This window comes from Asaia sp. VD9 (assembly GCF_037150015.1).
In the GTDB taxonomy this organism is placed as follows: Bacteria; Pseudomonadota; Alphaproteobacteria; order Acetobacterales; family Acetobacteraceae; genus Asaia.
The window spans coordinates 19,245-37,098 of sequence record NZ_JBBCQM010000012.1 but is presented as its reverse complement, the minus strand read 5'-3'; the positions used below and the strand labels follow the sequence as shown (position 1 = coordinate 37,098).

The 17,854-nt window shown below is 60.2% G+C and carries 14 protein-coding genes; 4 read left to right on the top strand and 10 right to left on the bottom strand.

From position 1 onward, the window contains the following. Positions 1 to 23: 23 nt before the first annotated feature. The 5 genes from trmD to WFJ47_RS13525 form a co-directional block, all read right to left on the bottom strand. Positions 24 to 725 (bottom strand): tRNA (guanosine(37)-N1)-methyltransferase TrmD, encoded by a 702-nt coding sequence (gene trmD / locus WFJ47_RS13545; RefSeq protein ID WP_127103578.1) that lies wholly within the window; start codon positions 723 to 725, stop codon positions 24 to 26. Next, complete coding sequence (gene rimM, locus WFJ47_RS13540; RefSeq protein WP_336763701.1) at positions 722 to 1,306, bottom strand: ribosome maturation factor RimM; 585 nt, start codon at positions 1,304 to 1,306, stop codon at positions 722 to 724. The genes trmD and rimM overlap by 4 nt, the downstream gene beginning before the upstream one ends. Positions 1,307 to 1,337: 31 nt before the next feature. After that, complete coding sequence (rpsP, locus tag WFJ47_RS13535) at positions 1,338 to 1,673, bottom strand: 30S ribosomal protein S16 (RefSeq protein ID WP_127103580.1); 336 nt, start codon at positions 1,671 to 1,673, stop codon at positions 1,338 to 1,340. A gap of 50 nt (positions 1,674 to 1,723) precedes the next feature. Further along, positions 1,724 to 3,121, bottom strand: a complete 1,398-nt coding sequence (gene ffh / locus WFJ47_RS13530; protein ID WP_127103581.1) for a signal recognition particle protein — start codon at positions 3,119 to 3,121, stop codon at positions 1,724 to 1,726. Between the two features lie 329 nt (positions 3,122 to 3,450). Further along, positions 3,451 to 3,996 (bottom strand): periplasmic heavy metal sensor, encoded by a 546-nt coding sequence (locus WFJ47_RS13525; RefSeq protein ID WP_336763698.1) that lies wholly within the window; start codon positions 3,994 to 3,996, stop codon positions 3,451 to 3,453. 552 nt (positions 3,997 to 4,548) lie between these two features. Between WFJ47_RS13525 and WFJ47_RS13520 the strand changes: the two genes are divergently transcribed. Further along, the gene (locus WFJ47_RS13520) at positions 4,549 to 5,862 is read left to right on the top strand and encodes a sugar ABC transporter substrate-binding protein (RefSeq protein WP_127103583.1); all 1,314 of its coding nucleotides are present in this window, start codon (positions 4,549 to 4,551) and stop codon (positions 5,860 to 5,862) included. 212 nt (positions 5,863 to 6,074) lie between these two features. Then, positions 6,075 to 7,736 carry a glycoside hydrolase family 13 protein gene (locus WFJ47_RS13515; protein WP_336763695.1) on the top strand — a complete coding sequence of 554 codons (1,662 nt, stop codon included), beginning with the start codon at positions 6,075 to 6,077 and terminating at the stop codon, positions 7,734 to 7,736. Positions 7,737 to 7,895: 159 nt separating this feature from the next. Here WFJ47_RS13515 and WFJ47_RS13510 read toward each other — a convergent pair whose 3' ends face one another. The 5 genes from WFJ47_RS13510 to WFJ47_RS13490 all read right to left on the bottom strand — a co-directional run bounded on the left by WFJ47_RS13510 (position 7,896) and on the right by WFJ47_RS13490 (position 15,710). Beyond that, complete coding sequence (locus tag WFJ47_RS13510; protein ID WP_336763693.1) at positions 7,896 to 9,404, bottom strand: UdgX family uracil-DNA binding protein; 1,509 nt, start codon at positions 9,402 to 9,404, stop codon at positions 7,896 to 7,898. After that, entirely contained in the window at positions 9,401 to 10,633 is a 1,233-nt protein-coding gene (locus WFJ47_RS13505) for a putative DNA modification/repair radical SAM protein (RefSeq protein ID WP_336763691.1), read from the bottom strand. The genes WFJ47_RS13510 and WFJ47_RS13505 overlap by 4 nt, the downstream gene beginning before the upstream one ends. A 531-nt stretch (positions 10,634 to 11,164) precedes the next feature. After that, on the bottom strand, positions 11,165 to 13,711 hold the full coding sequence (locus tag WFJ47_RS13500) for an HWE histidine kinase domain-containing protein (RefSeq protein WP_336763689.1): 2,547 nt from the start codon (positions 13,709 to 13,711) through the stop codon (positions 11,165 to 11,167). Beyond that, positions 13,704 to 14,249, bottom strand: a complete 546-nt coding sequence (locus WFJ47_RS13495; RefSeq protein WP_336763688.1) for a biliverdin-producing heme oxygenase — start codon at positions 14,247 to 14,249, stop codon at positions 13,704 to 13,706. The genes WFJ47_RS13500 and WFJ47_RS13495 overlap by 8 nt, the downstream gene beginning before the upstream one ends. A 468-nt stretch (positions 14,250 to 14,717) precedes the next feature. Then, complete coding sequence (locus tag WFJ47_RS13490; protein ID WP_336763687.1) at positions 14,718 to 15,710, bottom strand: 3-hydroxyacyl-CoA dehydrogenase family protein; 993 nt, start codon at positions 15,708 to 15,710, stop codon at positions 14,718 to 14,720. 147 nt (positions 15,711 to 15,857) lie between these two features. Between WFJ47_RS13490 and WFJ47_RS13485 the strand changes: the two genes are divergently transcribed. Then, positions 15,858 to 16,835 carry a LysR family transcriptional regulator gene (locus WFJ47_RS13485; RefSeq protein ID WP_158625362.1) on the top strand — a complete coding sequence of 326 codons (978 nt, stop codon included), beginning with the start codon at positions 15,858 to 15,860 and terminating at the stop codon, positions 16,833 to 16,835. Beyond that, positions 16,832 to 17,785 carry a LysR family transcriptional regulator gene (locus tag WFJ47_RS13480; protein WP_127101917.1) on the top strand — a complete coding sequence of 318 codons (954 nt, stop codon included), beginning with the start codon at positions 16,832 to 16,834 and terminating at the stop codon, positions 17,783 to 17,785. The genes WFJ47_RS13485 and WFJ47_RS13480 overlap by 4 nt, the downstream gene beginning before the upstream one ends. The last annotated feature ends 69 nt before the right edge of the window (positions 17,786 to 17,854 follow it).

Sequence of the window (17,854 nt, the reverse complement as noted above, 5' to 3'; positions counted from 1 at the left end):
TACTTCTCCGAGAAAACGAAAATTTATCTGTTGGTCTTGGCTTCAGCATAGGCCGCCCAGAGATCGGGGCGTCTGGCCTGTGTCACAAGGCGGGCCTGCTCGTGACGCCAGGCCGCAATCGCAGCATGATGTCCTGAAAGCAGGATGTCCGGCACGTCCATGCCCTCCCACGAGGCGGGCTTGGTGTAGTGCGGGTATTCAAGCAGACCGTCACCGAAGCTCTCTTCGGCATCGCTCAGCTCGGACCCCATCACACCGGGCAGGAGGCGCACGCAGGAATCGAGCAGCGCATAGGCAGGGATCTCCCCGCCCGAGAGCACGAAATCGCCAAGCGAAACCTGCACGACATTGCGTCGCTCCAGAACCCGCTCATCGACGCCCTCGAAGCGCCCGCACAGCACCACAACCCCGTCACCCGACGCAAACTCGCGCGACTGCGCCTGCGTCAGGCGCGCGCCACGCGGTGTCGGGTAGATGACCGGACGGCCATCGGCCTCGATCGAGTCCAGCGCTTCGGCAACCACATCGGCCCGAAGCACCATGCCCGCACCACCGCCGAATGGCGTGTCATCCACGGCGCGATGACGCCCACGCCCGAAGTCACGCAGATCATGCACACCCAAGGACCAGACGCCTTCCTCAAGCGCCCGCCCCGCCAGGGAGAACCCCAGTGGCCCCGGAAACATGTCCGGGAACAGGGTGAGAATATCCGCGCGCCAGGTCATGAGCGCACCGCCACATCGTCCTTGCCCGACAGATCACCCTCGACTTCCACCTCATGCGGCGGCTCGACGATGATCCGACCCTGATCAAACAGGATTTCCGGCACGCAGGCATGGGTGAAGGGCACGATCAGATCCTGCCCCTTGCCGCCCTGCTCTGCGGCCGTGATTTCCAGGCTGACACCCGCGCCATAATCATGGATGACCGCAACCGTGCCGAGAACCTTACCCTCGCGGGTTTCGGCGCGCAGCCCGATCAGATCGGCATGATAAAACTCGTCCTCATCCGTATCGGGCAGGCAGTCCCGACCGACATAGAGCTTGAGGTTTACGAGGCGCGAAGCTTCATCCCGGTCGGTGACGGGGCGGCCGGACGCATCAAACAGACGCGCAATGCCGTGACCCTGCCATTCCACCCGCCAGACTGTCCCGCGCTCGTCATGCAACGTCCCGATTTCCTCGACAGAGGCCGGATCATCGGTTGCCGCAAAGAGATGCACGAGCCCCTTCACGCCGTGGGGCCTGCCCACGGTCGCGACCAGAATATCTTTCGATACGTCTAATGGGGCGCTGCCGGTCGTCATGGAATGCTGAAGCCTATCCCTGGTCTATGGCTCAGGCTGCGGCCTTGGCGGCTGCACGCTCCTGGGCGCGCTTCTTCGGCGCGGACTGCTTGGGCTGCTCGTTGTAAACGGGCTTCTCCATCAGGCCGGCATTGCCGAGGAAGCGGGCAACGCGATCGGTCGCCTGCGCGCCGTTCGACAGCCAGTGCTTGATACGCTCGTCGTTCAGACGGATGCGGTCGGCATGGTCGGAAGGCAGCATCGGGTTGTACGCGCCAACCTTCTCGATGAAACGGCCGTCGCGGGGGCTGCGGCTGTCAGCAATCACGATGTGGTAGTACGGACGCTTCTTGGCACCAGCGCGCGAAAGGCGAATCTTGAGGCTCATTGATTAACTCCAAAGTGTCGAAAACGGTGTAAAAATCATGCCGGTTGGGGTTAGCGACGCGGGCCGCCAAAGCCACCGCCGGGCCGCCCGCCGGGAGCACCGCCCGACATGAGACCGGAAAGCATCTGCTTCATGCCACCGAGGCCCATCTTGCTGATGCGCTTCATGATGGTGGACATGTCGTCAAACTGCTTGAGCAACTTGTTGACCTCCTGAACCGTCGTGCCGGAACCGGCAGCGATACGCTTCTTGCGAGAGGCCTTGATGATCGAGGGCGTCTTGCGTTCGTCCTTGGTCATCGAGGAAATGATGGCCTGATGGCGCTTGAAGATCGAGGTATCGAGATCCTGATCGCCCAGCTTGTCCTTGAGCTTGCCCATGCCGGGCAGCATGCCGAGGATGCCGGAGATGGAGCCCATCTTGCCGATCTGACGCAGCTGCGAGGCATAATCGTCGAGATCGAACTTGCCCGCCATCATCTTCTTGGCGACGCGTTCGCTCTCTTCGTGATCGAGCGTCTCGCTGGCCTTCTCGACCAGCCCGGCAATATCGCCTAGGCCGAGAATACGACCGGCCACACGCTCGGGATAGAAATCGTCCAGCGCCTCGAGCTTTTCGCCCAGACCCACCAGCTTGATAGGGGCGCCGGTGATGGCACGCATCGAGAGCGCCGCACCACCGCGCGCATCGCCATCCATACGGGTCATGACGACACCGGTAATGCCGACTGCCTCGTTGAAGCGCTGGGCGGTATTTACCGCGTCCTGACCCGTCATGGCATCCACCACGAGCAGCGTCTCGACCGGGCTGGTCGCGTCGCGCACGTCACGCACTTCCTGCATGAGGGCTTCGTCGATCGACAGACGGCCTGCCGTATCGAGAATAACCACATCATAGCCTTCGCGACGCCCCGTCTCGAGAGCGCGCTTGGCGATCTCGACGGGCTGCTGACCGGCGATGATAGGCAACGAACCGACGCCTACGCGCTCGGCAAGCTGCTGAAGCTGAAGCTGCGCGGCAGGGCGCTGCACGTCGAGCGAGGCGAGAAGAACCCGCTTGCGCTCGCGCGTCAGGAGACGCAGGGCGATCTTGCCGGAGGTCGTGGTCTTGCCCGACCCCTGCAAACCGACCATCAGCACCGGCACAGGCGCTGCGGCCGCAAGGTTCAGCGGCACGTTGCCCGCACCGCCAAGCGCCTCGATCAAAGCGTCATTGACGATCTTGGCAACGGCCTGGCCGGGAGAAATGCTTTCCAGCACCTCAGTCCCGACGGAGTTTTCCTTCACCTTGTTGACGAAGTCACGCACGACGGGCAGGGCCACGTCGGCATCCAGCATGGCCAGACGCACTTCGCGCATCGCTTCGGCAACATCCGCCTCGGACAGCCTGCCGCGCTTGGACAGACCCTCAAATACACCGGAAAGTTTGCCAGAAAGCGTGTCGAACACGTGGAACCCTTATAAGCAACAGAAAGACGCCACTGCGCGAGTCTTCGCGAGGTGGCGTTTCAAATCTGGACAGGGAGCTAAAGGGGCGAGACGGCAAAGTCAAGGCAAAACCGGACCGCTCCTCTGACCGCCTCACGGAACATGAGCGAACTGTCCCCCTCAAGCGGCGGGAGCGAAGCCCGTACGCGTCACCCATCCATCTCATGGGCAGGTGAAGAGGTCTGCACCGGGAACTACGGAGAGACAGGCCGCAAATGATGCCACCTGCCCTCGGCAACGATCAGCAAGCCCGGGGAATACCCCCGGGCTCATCATGAAATGGAAGCCGCTCAGGGAGCGTCGTCATCCTCCTTGTCTGCCACATTCTTGGCATGGGGGGGACGCAGCAGATCGCGGATCTGGCTCTCAAGCGCATCCAGCTTGGCCTGTGTCGTTCGGGCCTTGTCGAGTTGCTCCGGGGTCAGCACATCGTGAATCGCGACAGCATCGGCGGCCATGGCCTCCTCATCCTTGGCGTTCAGCGCCTCCTTCTGCTTGATCAGGCCGTCGAGCTTGGCCTTGTCGACCGGCCCTTTGGCCAGAAGCAGGGCGCCAATCTGTCCATCAAGATCCCGACGCTGATGCATTGCCTCGCGTCGCTCCTGACGATGCGCATGCATCATCGTGTGGATCTTGTCGCGCTGCTCCTTGGTCAGATCGACCCCGCGCAGTAGTCCCATGAGCGGTGGCGGCGGCATCATGCCCATATGACCAGGCGGTGGCGGAACGGGACCGACCGGTCCCGGGGCGGGGGCCGGACCATGGGCATGAGCCAGCGCCATGAAAGAAGGTGCCGCAGCAAGAGCCAGCAGGCAGAAAGTCTTTTTCGAGATCATGCTCGTCTTCTTCCTATATTTGCAAAGACACCCAACTCGATGCCTATGACCGATCTCTAGCAAGAAGAATGCGGAGAACTAGGGCCAAAGCACTACAGAGTGTATGTATTGTTACAGAAACTCTACCATCTTTGCCGCTTCAGGGACCCGTCGGCAAAAGCGTACGTGTCATGCTTAACACATTCATGTTACGACATTGTCATCTTCTTGTTATTTACCGGAAAGGGTGACAGCGTGAGGGAACGCATTCCGCAAGGAGTGCCATATGAAGAACCGGACAGACGGACCCCCATGCGCCCCATCTCAAGGCTCAGGCCTGAAATGCCCCTTCTCGATGTTGCATCTCCCATCGGCCGAAGGCGGCTCGGACAACGCCCTGCCTGTTACATTTCTTCCGGTTGCTGAGCCGCTGGAACGTGGCGGTGCCTCCCATGGGGCATCACGCCCTGCCCGACTGCACCCGTCCCTGTCCCCATTCCGGCTGTTTTGGGCGCACGCTCTCATTCTTCGCCATCGCGCCAAATCGCACATGATTTTCCAAGGACTGCCTCAATGAAGAAATCCCTGCTTCTGGCCAGTGTCGCCCTCGGGCTCGGTCTCGCTGCCCAGGCCAAGGCTGATACGACGCTCACCATTGCCACCGTGAACAACGTGCAGATGATCGAGATGCGCAAGCTTTCCTCGGTATTCGAAAAGGCCCATCCCGACATTCATCTCAACTGGGTCACGCTTGAGGAGAACGTCCTGCGTCAGCGTGTCACAACCGATATCGCCACCCATGCAGGGCAGTTCGACATCCTGACAATCGGCAATTATGAAGTACCGCTCTGGGCCAAGCAGGGGTGGCTCTACAAGTTCGATAATCTGCCCGCCGCCTATGACCTCAACGACGTCATCGCGCCGGTGCGCGAGAGCGTAAGCTATGAAGGCAAGGTCTATGCCCTGCCTTTCTACGCCGAGAGCGTGATGACGCTTTACCGCAAGGACCTCTTCGCCAAGGCCGGCATCACCATGCCGGAGGCGCCGAGCTGGGACCAGATACGCGATTTCGCAACGAAGACGACCGACAAAGCGACCGATACCTATGGGATCTGCCTGCGCGGCAAGCCGGGCTGGGGTGAGAACATGACCATCGTTACCACCATGGTGACCAGTTTTGGCGGCCAATGGTTTGACATGGCCTGGAAACCCACGCTCAACACCCCCGCCTGGCATAATGCCATCAGCTATTACAGCTCGCTGCTCAAGCAGTTCGGCCCCCCTGGCGCGAGCGCAAATGGCTTCAATGAAAATCTGTCGCTTTTCGCAACCGGTCATTGCGCCATATGGGTCGACGCCACCAGCGCCGCTGGCACGGTCTATGACCCCAAGCAGAGCAGCGTGGCGGACAAGGTCGGCTTTGCGCCCCTGCCGACGGGCAGCTTCAAGGGCGGGCCGACCTGGCTCTGGTCATGGAACCTCGCGATTCCGGCATCCTCGACCCATGCCGAGGCCGCAAGCACGTTCATCCAGTGGGCGACCTCCAAGGAGTATATCCAGCTCGTCGCGAAGACCGATGGCTGGGTCAATATTCCGCCCGGCACCCGCAGCTCCTCGTACCAGTCAGCTGAGTATCAGAAGGTCGCGCCTTTCTCCTCCTTCGTGCTGAAGGCCATCGAAAGCTCGAACCCCTCGGGGCAGACGGCTCAGCCGCGGCCCTATGTCGGCGCCCAGTTTGTCGACATCACCCCCTTCCAGGGGATCGGCACCCAGGTGGGCCAGACCATCGCCTCCATCCTGGCAGGATCGACCAGCGTGGATGCCGGTCTCTCGGCCGCCAATGCTGCTACCAACCGCGTGATCCGTCAGGCCGGGTACCAGAAGTAAGACCATTCGCTGCCGGGTCGTTGCCCGGCAGCGACCGGGTATGCGTGGCAGCGAACAGGCTGGAGAGCTTCAACGCCGCCCCCTCTCCCTGGGGGCGGCAGTGCTTCCCGCTTTCGCGCCCGCCCCGCTCCCGGGCTGCAATTTAGTGTGACTGCACCAACCCGGCGTCAGCAGCGGTGTTCCTTGAGACATACCTCATGGAAAGCAGGGCTATGACACAGAACGGTTCCCATCCTCTCTGGTGGAAAGACGCGGTCATCTACCAGGTCTATCCACGCTCATTCGCTGACTCCGATGGCGATGGTATTGGCGACCTGCCGGGTATCATCGATCACATGCCCTATCTCGAGAAACTCGGGATCGATGCGTTGTGGATCTCCCCTTGCTTTCAGTCGCCCCAGGGCGATGCGGGATATGACATTTCCGATTACCGCAAGATCGACCCACTTTTTGGCACGGTCGAAGATTACGAGGCGCTGATCAGGGAAGCGCACGACCATGGACTGCGTGTGATCGCGGACATGGTCCCGAACCATACATCCGATCAGCATGCCTGGTTCAAGGAGGCCATGGTATCGGAACCCGGCAGCGCCGCACGCGAGCGCTATCTGTTTCGCGACGGCAAGGGAAAGAGCGGCGACGAGCCCCCGAATAACTGGCAGAGCGTTTTTGGCGGCATTGCCTGGACACGCGAGCCCGAGCGCAAGGATGGCAAGCCACGCCAATGGTATCTTCACCTCTTCGATAGCTGTCAGCCTGATCTGAACTGGGACAATCCAGAGGTCCGAAGCGAATTCGAGTCCGTGCTACGCTTCTGGCTCGATCGCGGGGTGGATGGATTTCGCATCGACGTTGCCCATGGCCTCATCAAGGAAAAAGGCCTGCCCCCCTATACCGAGCGTGCCACGATGGTGGGCGAGGATGACGACAAGACCCCCAGTGACGCGCCGATGTGGGATCGAGACGGGGTGCACGACATCTATCGCAGTTGGCACAAGCTTCTGGCCAGCTATCCCGGCGACCGGATGCTCGTGGCCGAAGCCTGGGTCAAGCCGCTCTCACGTCTCGCGCGCTATGTGCGCCCGGATGAAATGCAGCAGACGTTCAATTTCGATTATCTGCTCTGCCGCTGGAATGCCGCGAAATACCGCGAGATCATCACCGACTCACTCGAGGCGATGCACGAGGTCGGCGCCATCACGGCCTGGGTCATGTCCAACCATGATACGGTGCGCCATGCCTCACGTCTGGGCCTCAAGGATGCGGGTGCCCGCCCCCAGGGTATTGATGCAGCCCATGAGCAGCCGAATGAAGCGCTCGGGCTGCGTCGTGCGCGGGCTGTCATTTTCATGACGCTCGGCCTGCCCGGATCGGCGACGCTGTATCAGGGTGAGGAACTTGGCTTGCCCGACCATACGACCCTAGACCGGAAATACCGGCAGGATCCGGCCTTCTTCCGTACCGAGGGGAAGGAAATCGGCCGCGATGGCTGTCGTATTCCCATGCCATGGAAAGCAGACGGACCCTCACTCGGCTTCAATGAAAGCGGTGAATTATGGCTGCCCCAGCCGAAGCAGTACAAGGAGTATGCCGTCACGGTCGAGGAGAAGGACCCCCATTCCACCCTCGCCCTCTATCGCGCGCTTCTCACCCAGCGCAAGAAATTCCACCTCGGGAGGGGCGTCCTGAAATGGGCCGCGCCACGCGAGAATGTTGTCGAGTTCACGAATGGTGACGTTCGGGTGGTCCTGAACTGTGGGAATGAGCCGGTCGCTCTCCCCCCCGGTGACATTCTGGTGGCGAGCCATGAAATCGGGGAAGATAAGATGCTGCCCGCCAATGCAGCCGTTTGGATCAGCGTGAGCAAGGCCTGAGCCCCTCTGCGCGCGCCTGCCCTGACAGGGCAGGCTCGTCGGAGCCACCCACAGGCTATCTCCCTTGTATGGCTCAAATACTGCGCTCGACAGTCGTTGGATGAGAGTCAGTCCGATCGGCAGGCCCTCGGATGATGACCCGATTGACGTTGAATTGGCCTATGCCGTTCTGAGCCAGTCTTTTGCCATCGTGAGCTCCTGGACGAAACGACGCTCCTCCTCCTGCGCCCGCTGCGGATCAGGCAGTCGGAGTAGATAGGAGGGATGAATGGTGGCCAATGTCGCAGGGCGTCCATGATCCTGCCGCACCCGACCTCGTGTGGTGCCCAGTCGCGCTATCCGCCCTTCAAACGCCTGGAGAGCGGTCGCTCCGAGCGTCACCACGAGACGAGGCTTCACGAGGGCCATTTCCTGCTCGAGCCAGGAGGAACAGGCAACGATCTCGTTCCGATCCGGGGTCTGATGGATACGCCGCCTCCCCTTGGATACGAACTTGAAATGCTTCACCGCATTGGTGAGATACACCTCACCGCGCATAATCCCGACTTCCCCAAGAATACGATCAAGCACCTGCCCTGCCGGTCCGACAAACGGCTTGCCCTGCAAATCCTCCTGGTCTCCAGGTTGCTCGCCAATAAGCATAAGGGGCGCGTGCTCTGGCCCCTCACCGGTCACGACCTGGGTCGCGTAGCGGCAGAGCGCGCAGCGCTGACATGACGAGAGGGCATGCGCCAGCGCAGGCAGACCGTCGAGCGCCGCCTTTTCCGCGCGCACTACTTCTTCCCGTCTTGCCCACTCGGCCTGATGACGCTCATGAAAGCCCGGTGCAGAGCCGTCATTCTGGAGCGCCACCATGGCGGCTACACGCTTTTCCGCTCCGGCCAGCATCTGCGGGATAAGCCGTGTCTCAGGCAGGTTCTTCCAGTATTTCGTGGGCATCTCCGAGCGCATCGCTTTGGTCTTGATACGCGCCGGATTGAAGATGGACTGATAGTAGCGATGCCACAGCGCCTCGACATCATCCTGCATGGAGGGTGGGGTGCAGGGTTCTATATCGAAGGTGACCTTGCCCTTCTCATGCAGGACCGAGCCGATGGGAGTGAGAATAAGCCAGTCCATGTCCGAGAACCGCTCAGCGAAGAATGGCGCAACGCTTTCAAGGATATAGTTTTCCGGTTCGAACCAAGCGACGAAATGCCGGCGCCCGACCGCCTCTTCGCCGCCCTCGGGAAGCGCCTCCCGAAAACGCAGGAATGCCTTCATCTTGTGCATGTCGCGCCGTATCTGATGCTCCATGCGCGCGGCCTCGCGGATGTCGGGATCAGTTGCAATCGCCAGAAGCGCGGGTTCGCTTTGCAAACGCCAGAGCAGGCGATAGGCGAGCGCGAAGCGCGCCGGGTCATGATGACGCAGGATCGAACGCAGCATCAAGAGGGCCGCTTTCGTCACATGGCCGACCGGGTGATCCGCGCGCTCAGTCGGCCGCGCCACAGATTCCTCCTCACCTTGCCTGGCCGATGAGGCGTCTGGAGAGAAGAGCTCCGACTGTGCAGAATCTGGGCTTACCCACTTTACGTCATCGGGTACCAAGCCCTCCGCCAGGGCGGCACGCGCCTGAACACGCCATGCCTCGAAGCGCGCATCAGGAGGAAGCGTGATATGTCTCATAAGAGGCTCAATTGACGCGGTTGAGGCCGAAAAGCTGCCGCCAGATTATCTCGGTCTATCAGACGGCCCGGTGACCAGTCCGCCGTCACGACGAAAGGCTTGATCTTGCGCAGGGACACATGCAACCGCTCCACATCTTCGAGCCTGATCACCTTGTGTCGGCGCGCTGAAAGCAGGGCGGTCACGCTGCGCGGCCCAAGTCCGGGCACTCGCAACAGCATTTCTCGGCTGGCGCGGTTCAGATCGAGCGGGAATTGCGCGCGGTTCTGGAGCGCCCAGGCCAGCTTGGGGTCGAGTTCTAGATCGAGCATGCCGTCCTGACGCTCGGCCACGATCTCTTCAAAAGAGAAGCCGTAGAAGCGCACCATCCAGTCAGCCTGATAGAGCCGATGCTCGCGTAGAAGCGGAGGCGCCTGCGAGGGGAGCGCGACCGACGCGTCGGGAATGGGGCTGAACGCCGAATAATAGACACGCCGCAAGGCATACCCAGAATAAAGAGCGGCGCTGCTGCGCAGAATATCCCGGTCAGTCGAGCGGTCCGCCCCAATGATCATCTGCGTGCTCTGACCACCCGGGGCGAAGCGCCGTGCCTTGCGCCCGCTCAGGGTACGGTCCCCCGCCTCCTGAATACGCAGGCGCAGCGACCCCATGCTCTGCCTAATATGTCCGGCATCTTTCTCTGGCGCATAGGCCGCCAGTCCGGCCTCGGTGGGCATTTCCACATTGATCGACAGACGGTCGGCGTAGAGCCCGGCCTCCTCGATCAGACGGGGCGCCGCGTCAGGAATGGTCTTGAGATGAATATAACCATGAAAATGGTGGGTCAGGCGCAGCTCACGCGCGACGCGCACCATCTCTTCCATGGTGTAATCGGAGGAACGGATGACACCGGAAGAGAGAAACAACCCTTCGATATAATTGCGCCGATAGAATTCCAGGGTAATCCATATGATCTCCTCGACCGTGAACCGTGTGCGCTCGATCTTGGAGGATGATCGGTTGATGCAATAGGCGCAGTCATAAATACAGAAATTGGTCATCAGGATCTTGAGCAGCGAGATACACCGCCCATCGGGGGTATAGGCGTGACAGATCCCGTTCGGCGCTTTAGAGCCCAATCCTTCCTCACCCGGTTTCTTCTTCGAGCGCGCGCCGCTCGACGCACAGGACGCGTCGTATTTGGCGGCATCCGAGAGAATTTCCAGACGTGCGGCGAGGGTCTTTTTCATCCTTTGGAGATGGGAAACGCCTCGGAACAAGTCAAGAACAATGCGCCTCAAAATGCAGGGTTTGTCTGGGTTTCCCACACACCGCGCCGCTGTCCGGAACCGGACCCGGATGTCGCCTCTTGCGCCTCTTCAAACCTGGCCGTGAGCGTGAGAGGCGTGTTCCCGGGACCATACTCTAACAGCCGCGAGACCTCTTTGGGATTTACAGGGTGAGTACCGCGCGCGAAGGGCGATCCAGCAGCCTCGTTAGGCGCTGTCAGCGCAGTTTGCTCCCCCGCACACAGGATTTCGGCGCATGCAAGATCGTTAAGTATCGGATACCGACGGAACCGCGCTCACGGAGCGACAGGAAAAGATCCCAGATCACTCAGGAGGCTCATGAGCTCCGGAGGAGACAAGGAGAGAGGCTAGCGACGGCGCCCCTTGTCTGGAACGGACAAGCAGGCGCCAGTATGTGCCCGCCCGTCACTCGGAATGCCGAGATGGCCAATCTGCGGTTAAACCATGAGAAATCAGCCGATGTGGGACCGCTTAGGCGGGAAGCACCTTGAGCAACTCCTGCACCGCATTCTTGATCGAATAGGGTTTGCGCAGCACAGGCACATCCTGGAATTCGCGCGGGATCATCGTGCGATCGGCGTAGCCCGTTGCGAACAGGAACGGAATACGCTTCTTGCGCAGGAGAGTCGCGACCTCATGCGAACTCTCCTTACCCAGATTGAAGTCGAGCAAAGCCACATCGGGGGCGCGCTCGCGTATTGCCTGGAGTGCCTCGTATACCGAAGAGACCGTACGGATATTCCGCACGCCATAAGCACCCAGCGCCTGCTCGGTCTCCATCGCGATGAGCAATTGGTCTTCCACGAGCAGGACATAGGCTGAGTGCAGCAATTCCGATTGTGCTGCGGTGGCGATCGGAAGGTCCTCAGCCACAGGCTCGATAGCCGTCTCGGACACGAGGACCGCATGACGCACCGGGAAACTCAGACGGATGAACAAGCCTTCGGGCCGGAACTCGCGCACCGAGGTACCCCCCAGTTCGTGGGGAATCGCACGCTCGAGCAGGATCGAGCCAAAACCATTCCCCTTGGGAGGTGTAACCGGAGGACCTCCCGTCTCGGTCCATTCCAGCACCCAGTTTCCAGGCTCCTCGTCGAGGAACCATGAGATCCGAAGGTTACCGGAGGGCTTGGACAACGCCCCGTATTTGGCGGCATTGGTCGCGAGTTCGTGCAGCGTCAGCGCCGCAACAGACAGGGCGGGTCCAGAGAGCCAGAGATTCGGCCCTTCCAGCGTCACAGCAGAGGGCTGGTGACGATACGGCTCAAGCTCGGCCTCCAGCAAGGTACGCAGCAGACCACCGCCATCGGTCCGGGCTACCTGATCATGGGCACTGGCCAACGCCTTGATGCGCCCGCGCAGAACCTCGACATATTCCTCTATCGTGCGGTCCTTGGCCACGGGGCGACCGATGAGGGATTGCACAACCGCGAGAATATTCTTCACCCGGTGATTGAGCTCTTCATTGAGCATGCGTTGTCGCAGATCGGCATCGGCGCGTTCTGAAAGCTGCTGCTGATGATAGACGCCCATCACCTCGATCAACGCCGAACGCAGCTGGCCGGCTGCCTCGATATCGAAGCTTGACCAGGGAAGGCAGCGCTCATGCACCTGCTCTTTCCAGATCGCAAAGCTCTGACGGGGCGTCAGACGCGGACCATGCGGCCCGTGCTCATATGTCTTTTGCGGATCACCACCCCAGTTGATCGTCTGGACGATCTCGCGGCGGAAAAGGAAGACGTAGTTTTCCGGCTGCGGTGAGATAGGGATGATCAGTACCCCGGCCACATGGGCCGTGTGCGCCGCAATCCAGGGATGGTCTTTTACCAGATGGTCCGATTGCCAGATCTGGGTTCCGGCCTTCCTGCGTGCCAGCTCGACGAATTCGCTCTGCACCTCCTTGGGTGCCGAGATGCCATGGCCCGTCCATTCATTATCGATCCAGATCGCTATTCCGTCAGACTGGATCAAAGGAGCGAGACGGCTGATCTGCCCGCGCAGATAGGCGGGCATGTCCGAAACCGAGGCGGCATTGCGCAGCACGCTCTCGATCAGCCCATGGGTACGCTCGGCAACCTGAAGACGCGTCGTCTTGAGGATGACGATGATCTGAAGCGCGAAAAACTCCGAAAACATCTGCACCACCGCGCGCTCCGCGATGGGGAGGACGCGCGGAGAGTAATGGTGGCAGGCAATCATACCCCAGAGTGCACCATCGATCACGATCGAGATCGACATCGAGGCACCCACCCCCATATTCGTCAGATACTCGCAATGGATGGGCGACACGCTGCGCAATTGACCCAGCGACATGTCGAGAGGGGCAAGCCCCTCCCCCTCGATGATCGGCACCGGCGTGTATTTCACATCGCCGATCATGCGTATGGGTGAACGCCGATACAACTCGCGTGCCTGAGCAGGAATATCCGCACTCGGAAAATGCTGACCCAGAAAACTCTCGAGCGAAAGCGCCCGGGCCTCCGAGACGACTTTCCCCGACCAGTCATCGGCAAAGCGATAGACCATCACCCGGTCATATTCGAGCAGTCCACGCATCAGCATGGTCACCACGTCGAAAAGCCGCGTGATATCCGTCGTCTTGCGGACGCGATCCATCATGCCATGAAGCTGGGTCAGAAATTTCGTTGCCCGATGAGTCGCGGCAGCGGGTTCGCATTCGAGCACCACCTCGCCATTCACGACATGGACGGCCATGTCGAAGCGGGCATCCGGCGCGAGTTCCTGGCTGAGCAGAAAAACAGGCCGACGCTGGGTGACGCTCAGCGTCAGACCATTACGAATGTCATGAATGACTTCGGACCCGAAAAGGGCCACAAGATCGCTACCGATCCCCAATGCCTCGTGACCGAGCATCTCTGCCGCATTTGCAGAATGTCGCAGAACCACAAAATCGCTGATCGTGCAGGTGACAAGGCATCCGTGGGGCTGAATGCTCCCGGGGATATGGATCGGCTCGCGATCGCAGCTTGTCAGATCGACCTGACCAAATTCAGCCATGGAGAACATCCTCTGCTCGATCGACCAGCGTTACAGCATCATAGGCATGCCGGAACAGCATGGAAGCAGCAGAACCCGCTTCGTCGAGATCGAATACGGGGGCGTCCTCGAGCCTCTCAAGGAACACCTTCCAATTTGCAGGAGCGGCCGTCTGGTGCGCCAGATGGCTCGCCCCATGAGCCTCTGTATATCCTATCGCAGCGGCTCGACGCGCGATGATCCGTGCCCCGAGGGCGGAGCCCTCAAGGGTATACAGCATACCGAGCAGAGCTGAGTCACCCGAGGGCGGGGTGATGACAGGCACAATGGGAAGAGCCAGACGCAGGGTGGCAAGATCCTTCTTGAGCGCATGCCCCGTTCGGACCGGACGCCATCCCCGCAGCCAGCCGGGATACGCAACATTCTCGAACGCGGATTCCGCGGCCAGCCGAAAAGCGGCTGTGCCGCGCAGGTAACGCTCATAGTCGTGCGCGGTCGCCAAAGGGCCGATCAAAAAATCGAGCCGTTCATGGGCCTCATGAACATGCTCCCGGAGCATGTGTCGTCTTGTCTTGGAGACGGTCAGCACAGCAATCCAGTCAACGACGTCCGCCCAGACATAATCTATCAGTCCTGTTCCACAAACGTGAATGCCATTCCATTTAAATCATTATCATCTCGCCTGTAAACATCAAGATTTCGGAAGAAAGAACTTGTCGGGAATTTTCGTTAACGCCCAGTATATGGGACATCATTGCTAAATCATCACACTCATTCGTCTATACTCACGAAGAAATTTCATGATACGCCATGATTTCCTGCATGGATGCCCCAGCAACTTGACGCATATTACTTCGTCTCGGCGAAACCGTGGCACTCCTCGCTTTTGCTCCATATCATCGGTGCCCACCAACACATTCAGCCGTCTCCTCTCTACTTAGGCTGGCCTTCGCCAGAGATCACATATGGAGGCCCCATGCGTGATTGGCAGCGGCAGCCGGGATTGACCCGGCCCCGCCTTCAACGCTTATCCCCTGCTCTTCGCATTCTTCTTGGCTTCAAGCGGAGAAGGGCCGAGTTCGCGCAGGACTTCCGCCATCTTCGCGTAGGCCTTGTTGCGATAGGCCACGAGCGCCTCGGCCTCCTCCTTTGAATACTGCCCGTAATAGCCCGCGCCATTCTTCACGCCATGCTTGCCCTCGGCCACGAGACGCTTCACCGTATCGGGGCAGGACAGACGCGGCCCGAACGCATTCTCGGCCGTCACGAACCCATTCACGTAAACGTCCAGCCCCGCCATATCGGCGATGGCAAAGGGGCCGAAAAATGGCAGGCGGAAACCGAAAGTCGACCGAACGATCGTATCGACATCCTCAGGCGTCGCGATCCCCTCCTCGACGATCGTATTCGCTTCCTTGAACAGGACATATTGCAGCCGGTTCAGCACGAAGGTCGGCCGATCAGCGACCTCGGCAGACTGGCGGTTCACGCGGCCCAGCATTTCCTTCACGGTCTCGACCACGGCCTTGGTCGTTTCGGTGCCCGACACCAGTTCGACACCCGGGATAAACGGCGCCGGGTTACTGAAATGCACAGTCAGGAAGCGCTCCTGCCCCGTCACGAAAGGGGCGAGCACATGGACAGGAATGGTCGAGGTATTGGTCCCGATGATCGCATCGGGACGGGCCGCCGCGCTGATCCGCCCGAGTACCTCCTTCTTGACGTCCTCACGTTCAAAGACCGCTTCCTCGATGAAGTCGACATCACGCACCGCCTCCTCGATGGACGGAGCGGAACGCAGATTGGTCATGATCCGATCATAGCTTCCAGGCGTCAGCAGCCCCTGCGCCTCGAAATCGCGCGCTTCGCCCAGGAGCCGCTCGAGCGAGCGCTCCGTTGCCTCAGGCGAGACATCGGCGAGCGTGACTTTCATGCCTGAAGCTGCAAGGCTCTGGGCAATACCACCGCCCATATACCCCGCGCCGATGACCGCTGCACTTCTGATGATCTGAACCGACATGTCGCCCAACCTTCACGATGATTTTGATGGACGCTGAAAACGGAGTGTTCCAGCGATGTAACGGACGAAAGAAATACTCACCCGAAAAGAGGCGCGTCCAATAGTCGTATCCACTCAATAGATAACCATTTGACTATGAAATCGCCCATGTCCCATCCGCATCTCGGCCCGTTCTGGTTCATCGCCTCCAGACTGAAGCTGCGTCACCTGCAGCTTCTCTCGGCATTTTCACGCCATCCGACCCTGCAGGCTGCCGCAGAAAGTCTCGGCATGGCGCAGCCTGCTGCCTCCAAGCTGATTGGCGATCTCGAGGAGTTGATGAAGATCCGCCTCTTCCGGCTCGAAGGGCGACGCATGATCCCCACCTTTGCCGGTGAGGTTCTGACACGACACGCTGTGACCATGCTTGAAGAGCTGGAACGCACGCGTGTCGAGCTCAACGCACTCGTTGATGGGCGCATAGGCCATGTCTCGATCGGAGCGATTGACGGCCCTGTCATCCGTTCGCTTGTCGACATGCTGCGCATTGCCCAGGAAACCTATCCCGAGATCGAACTCGAAATCCGCAGTGGCCCGAGCGACGCATTGTTCCAGATGCTGGTGGACGGCCAGATCGATATCATGCTGGGGCGCCGTCCTGTCATCCCCTCGCCCTATCCGGTCCATTATGAGGAAATCGCCACGGAACATCTTGTTGTGGCGGCGCGTCCTGACCATCCCCTGCAGGATACAGGGCCGATCCCTCTGCCAGCCCTTGCCGATTATCCCTGGATCCTGCAGCGAAAGGGGAGCCGATCACGACAACGCCTCGAAGAGCTTTTCCTCGATCGGGATCTGACGCTGCCCACACGGATCGTCTCTTCGGATTCCTGGATGATGACCCTGGCCTATATCACCCGGACCGACGCCCTCACCCTGCTTTCGGCGCCCGCCGCCGAACTTCAGCGCGATGTCGGCCAGATCGCGCTTCTGCCACTGGATTTCTCCTTCGATGTCGCGCCCTGGGGGATGCTGGTGTCGAAGGACCGCCCCTCAACCCCTGCCGCGACAACCATCCTGTCCCTCCTGCGTGACATCACGCACAAGGGAGAAGCCGGGCGTTTCGACGGGGGCTCAGCCCCATGAGCGGACACTCCCTTATCAATCGGCTCAAGCTGCGCCATTTGCGTCTCATCCTCGAACTCGAGGCTACCAACAACCTTCACCGCGCCGCGGAGCGCATGAATCTCTCACAACCTTCGGTATCGAAATTGCTGCAGGAGGTCGAGCACGCCCTCAACACCCGATTATTCGAGCGATCCTCTCAGGGCGTGTTTCCGACACCCAGCGGGGTGCTTGCCGCCCGTCATGCGCGGCTCATGCTCAACGATATAGACCGCCTGCAACTTGATATGAACGCGATGCAGGAGGGGACATATGGCACGGTGCGCGTCGGCTCCATTGTCGCGGCCCTGCCCGATCTGGTGTCACCGGTCTTCGCAGAAATTTCCCGGACCCAGCCGGGGATCAGCCTGTCCCTCACCATCGATACCAGCGACGCGCTTCTTCTGGGCATGGAATCAGGCAGGCTCGATTTTGTGATCGGGCGCCCTCTCGGCCTCCATGGGCCTACAAGGCTGACCTGTCTCGACCTTGCCAGCGAGCCACTTTGCGTCGTTACCAGCTGTCTTAACCCGATCAATGATCCGGGAGGGTTGAGCCTGAAGGATGTCGCTGGCGAACGCTGGATCTTGCAGACAGCGCCCAGCCCCATGCGTCGGGCGATCGAGGCTGCTTTCACCACCGCCTTGCTTCCTCTGCCGGTCCACCCCATCGAGGCATCCTCGATGTTTGCAACGATCGATCTGCTGCTTCATTCGAGCATGCTCGCGGTCATTCCGTGCAGTGTGAGCCGACATTACGAGCGCGCGGGGATGATCCGTCGACTCTCTGTTCCCATGCCGGACTTCCTTGGGGCCTATTCCCTGATCAGCATTCCAGAGCGCCCACTCACCCCCGCCGCCGATCTTGTCTTTACGGCACTCAGAGAGGCCGCGATCAGCATTCCTGATCGGGCAGTTCAATCTTGCGTCTAGCGCATCATTAACTTTCGGATAGCTTTCGTTCATCTGAAGCTCGGAAACCCGAGAAAAAAGGTGAGTGCG

What these genes read in the sequence shown, in the direction of transcription:
- WFJ47_RS13505 (WP_336763691.1), bottom strand. Translation starts at nt 10,633, where the DNA reads ATGAAAAAGACCCTCGCCGCACGTCTGGAAATTCTCTCGGATGCCGCC.
- WFJ47_RS13500 (WP_336763689.1), bottom strand. Translation starts at nt 13,711, where the DNA reads ATGGCTGAATTTGGTCAGGTCGATCTGACAAGCTGCGATCGCGAGCCG.
- WFJ47_RS13510 (WP_336763693.1), bottom strand. Translation starts at nt 9,404, where the DNA reads ATGAGACATATCACGCTTCCTCCTGATGCGCGCTTCGAGGCATGGCGT.
- rpsP (WP_127103580.1), bottom strand. Translation starts at nt 1,673, where the DNA reads ATGAGCCTCAAGATTCGCCTTTCGCGCGCTGGTGCCAAGAAGCGTCCG.
- WFJ47_RS13490 (WP_336763687.1), bottom strand. Translation starts at nt 15,710, where the DNA reads ATGTCGGTTCAGATCATCAGAAGTGCAGCGGTCATCGGCGCGGGGTAT.
- WFJ47_RS13485 (WP_158625362.1), top strand. Translation starts at nt 15,858, where the DNA reads ATGTCCCATCCGCATCTCGGCCCGTTCTGGTTCATCGCCTCCAGACTG.
- WFJ47_RS13480 (WP_127101917.1), top strand. Translation starts at nt 16,832, where the DNA reads ATGAGCGGACACTCCCTTATCAATCGGCTCAAGCTGCGCCATTTGCGT.
- trmD (WP_127103578.1), bottom strand. Translation starts at nt 725, where the DNA reads ATGACCTGGCGCGCGGATATTCTCACCCTGTTCCCGGACATGTTTCCG.
- WFJ47_RS13515 (WP_336763695.1), top strand. Translation starts at nt 6,075, where the DNA reads ATGACACAGAACGGTTCCCATCCTCTCTGGTGGAAAGACGCGGTCATC.
- WFJ47_RS13495 (WP_336763688.1), bottom strand. Translation starts at nt 14,249, where the DNA reads ATGCTCCGGGAGCATGTTCATGAGGCCCATGAACGGCTCGATTTTTTG.
- WFJ47_RS13525 (WP_336763698.1), bottom strand. Translation starts at nt 3,996, where the DNA reads ATGATCTCGAAAAAGACTTTCTGCCTGCTGGCTCTTGCTGCGGCACCT.
- WFJ47_RS13520 (WP_127103583.1), top strand. Translation starts at nt 4,549, where the DNA reads ATGAAGAAATCCCTGCTTCTGGCCAGTGTCGCCCTCGGGCTCGGTCTC.
- rimM (WP_336763701.1), bottom strand. Translation starts at nt 1,306, where the DNA reads ATGACGACCGGCAGCGCCCCATTAGACGTATCGAAAGATATTCTGGTC.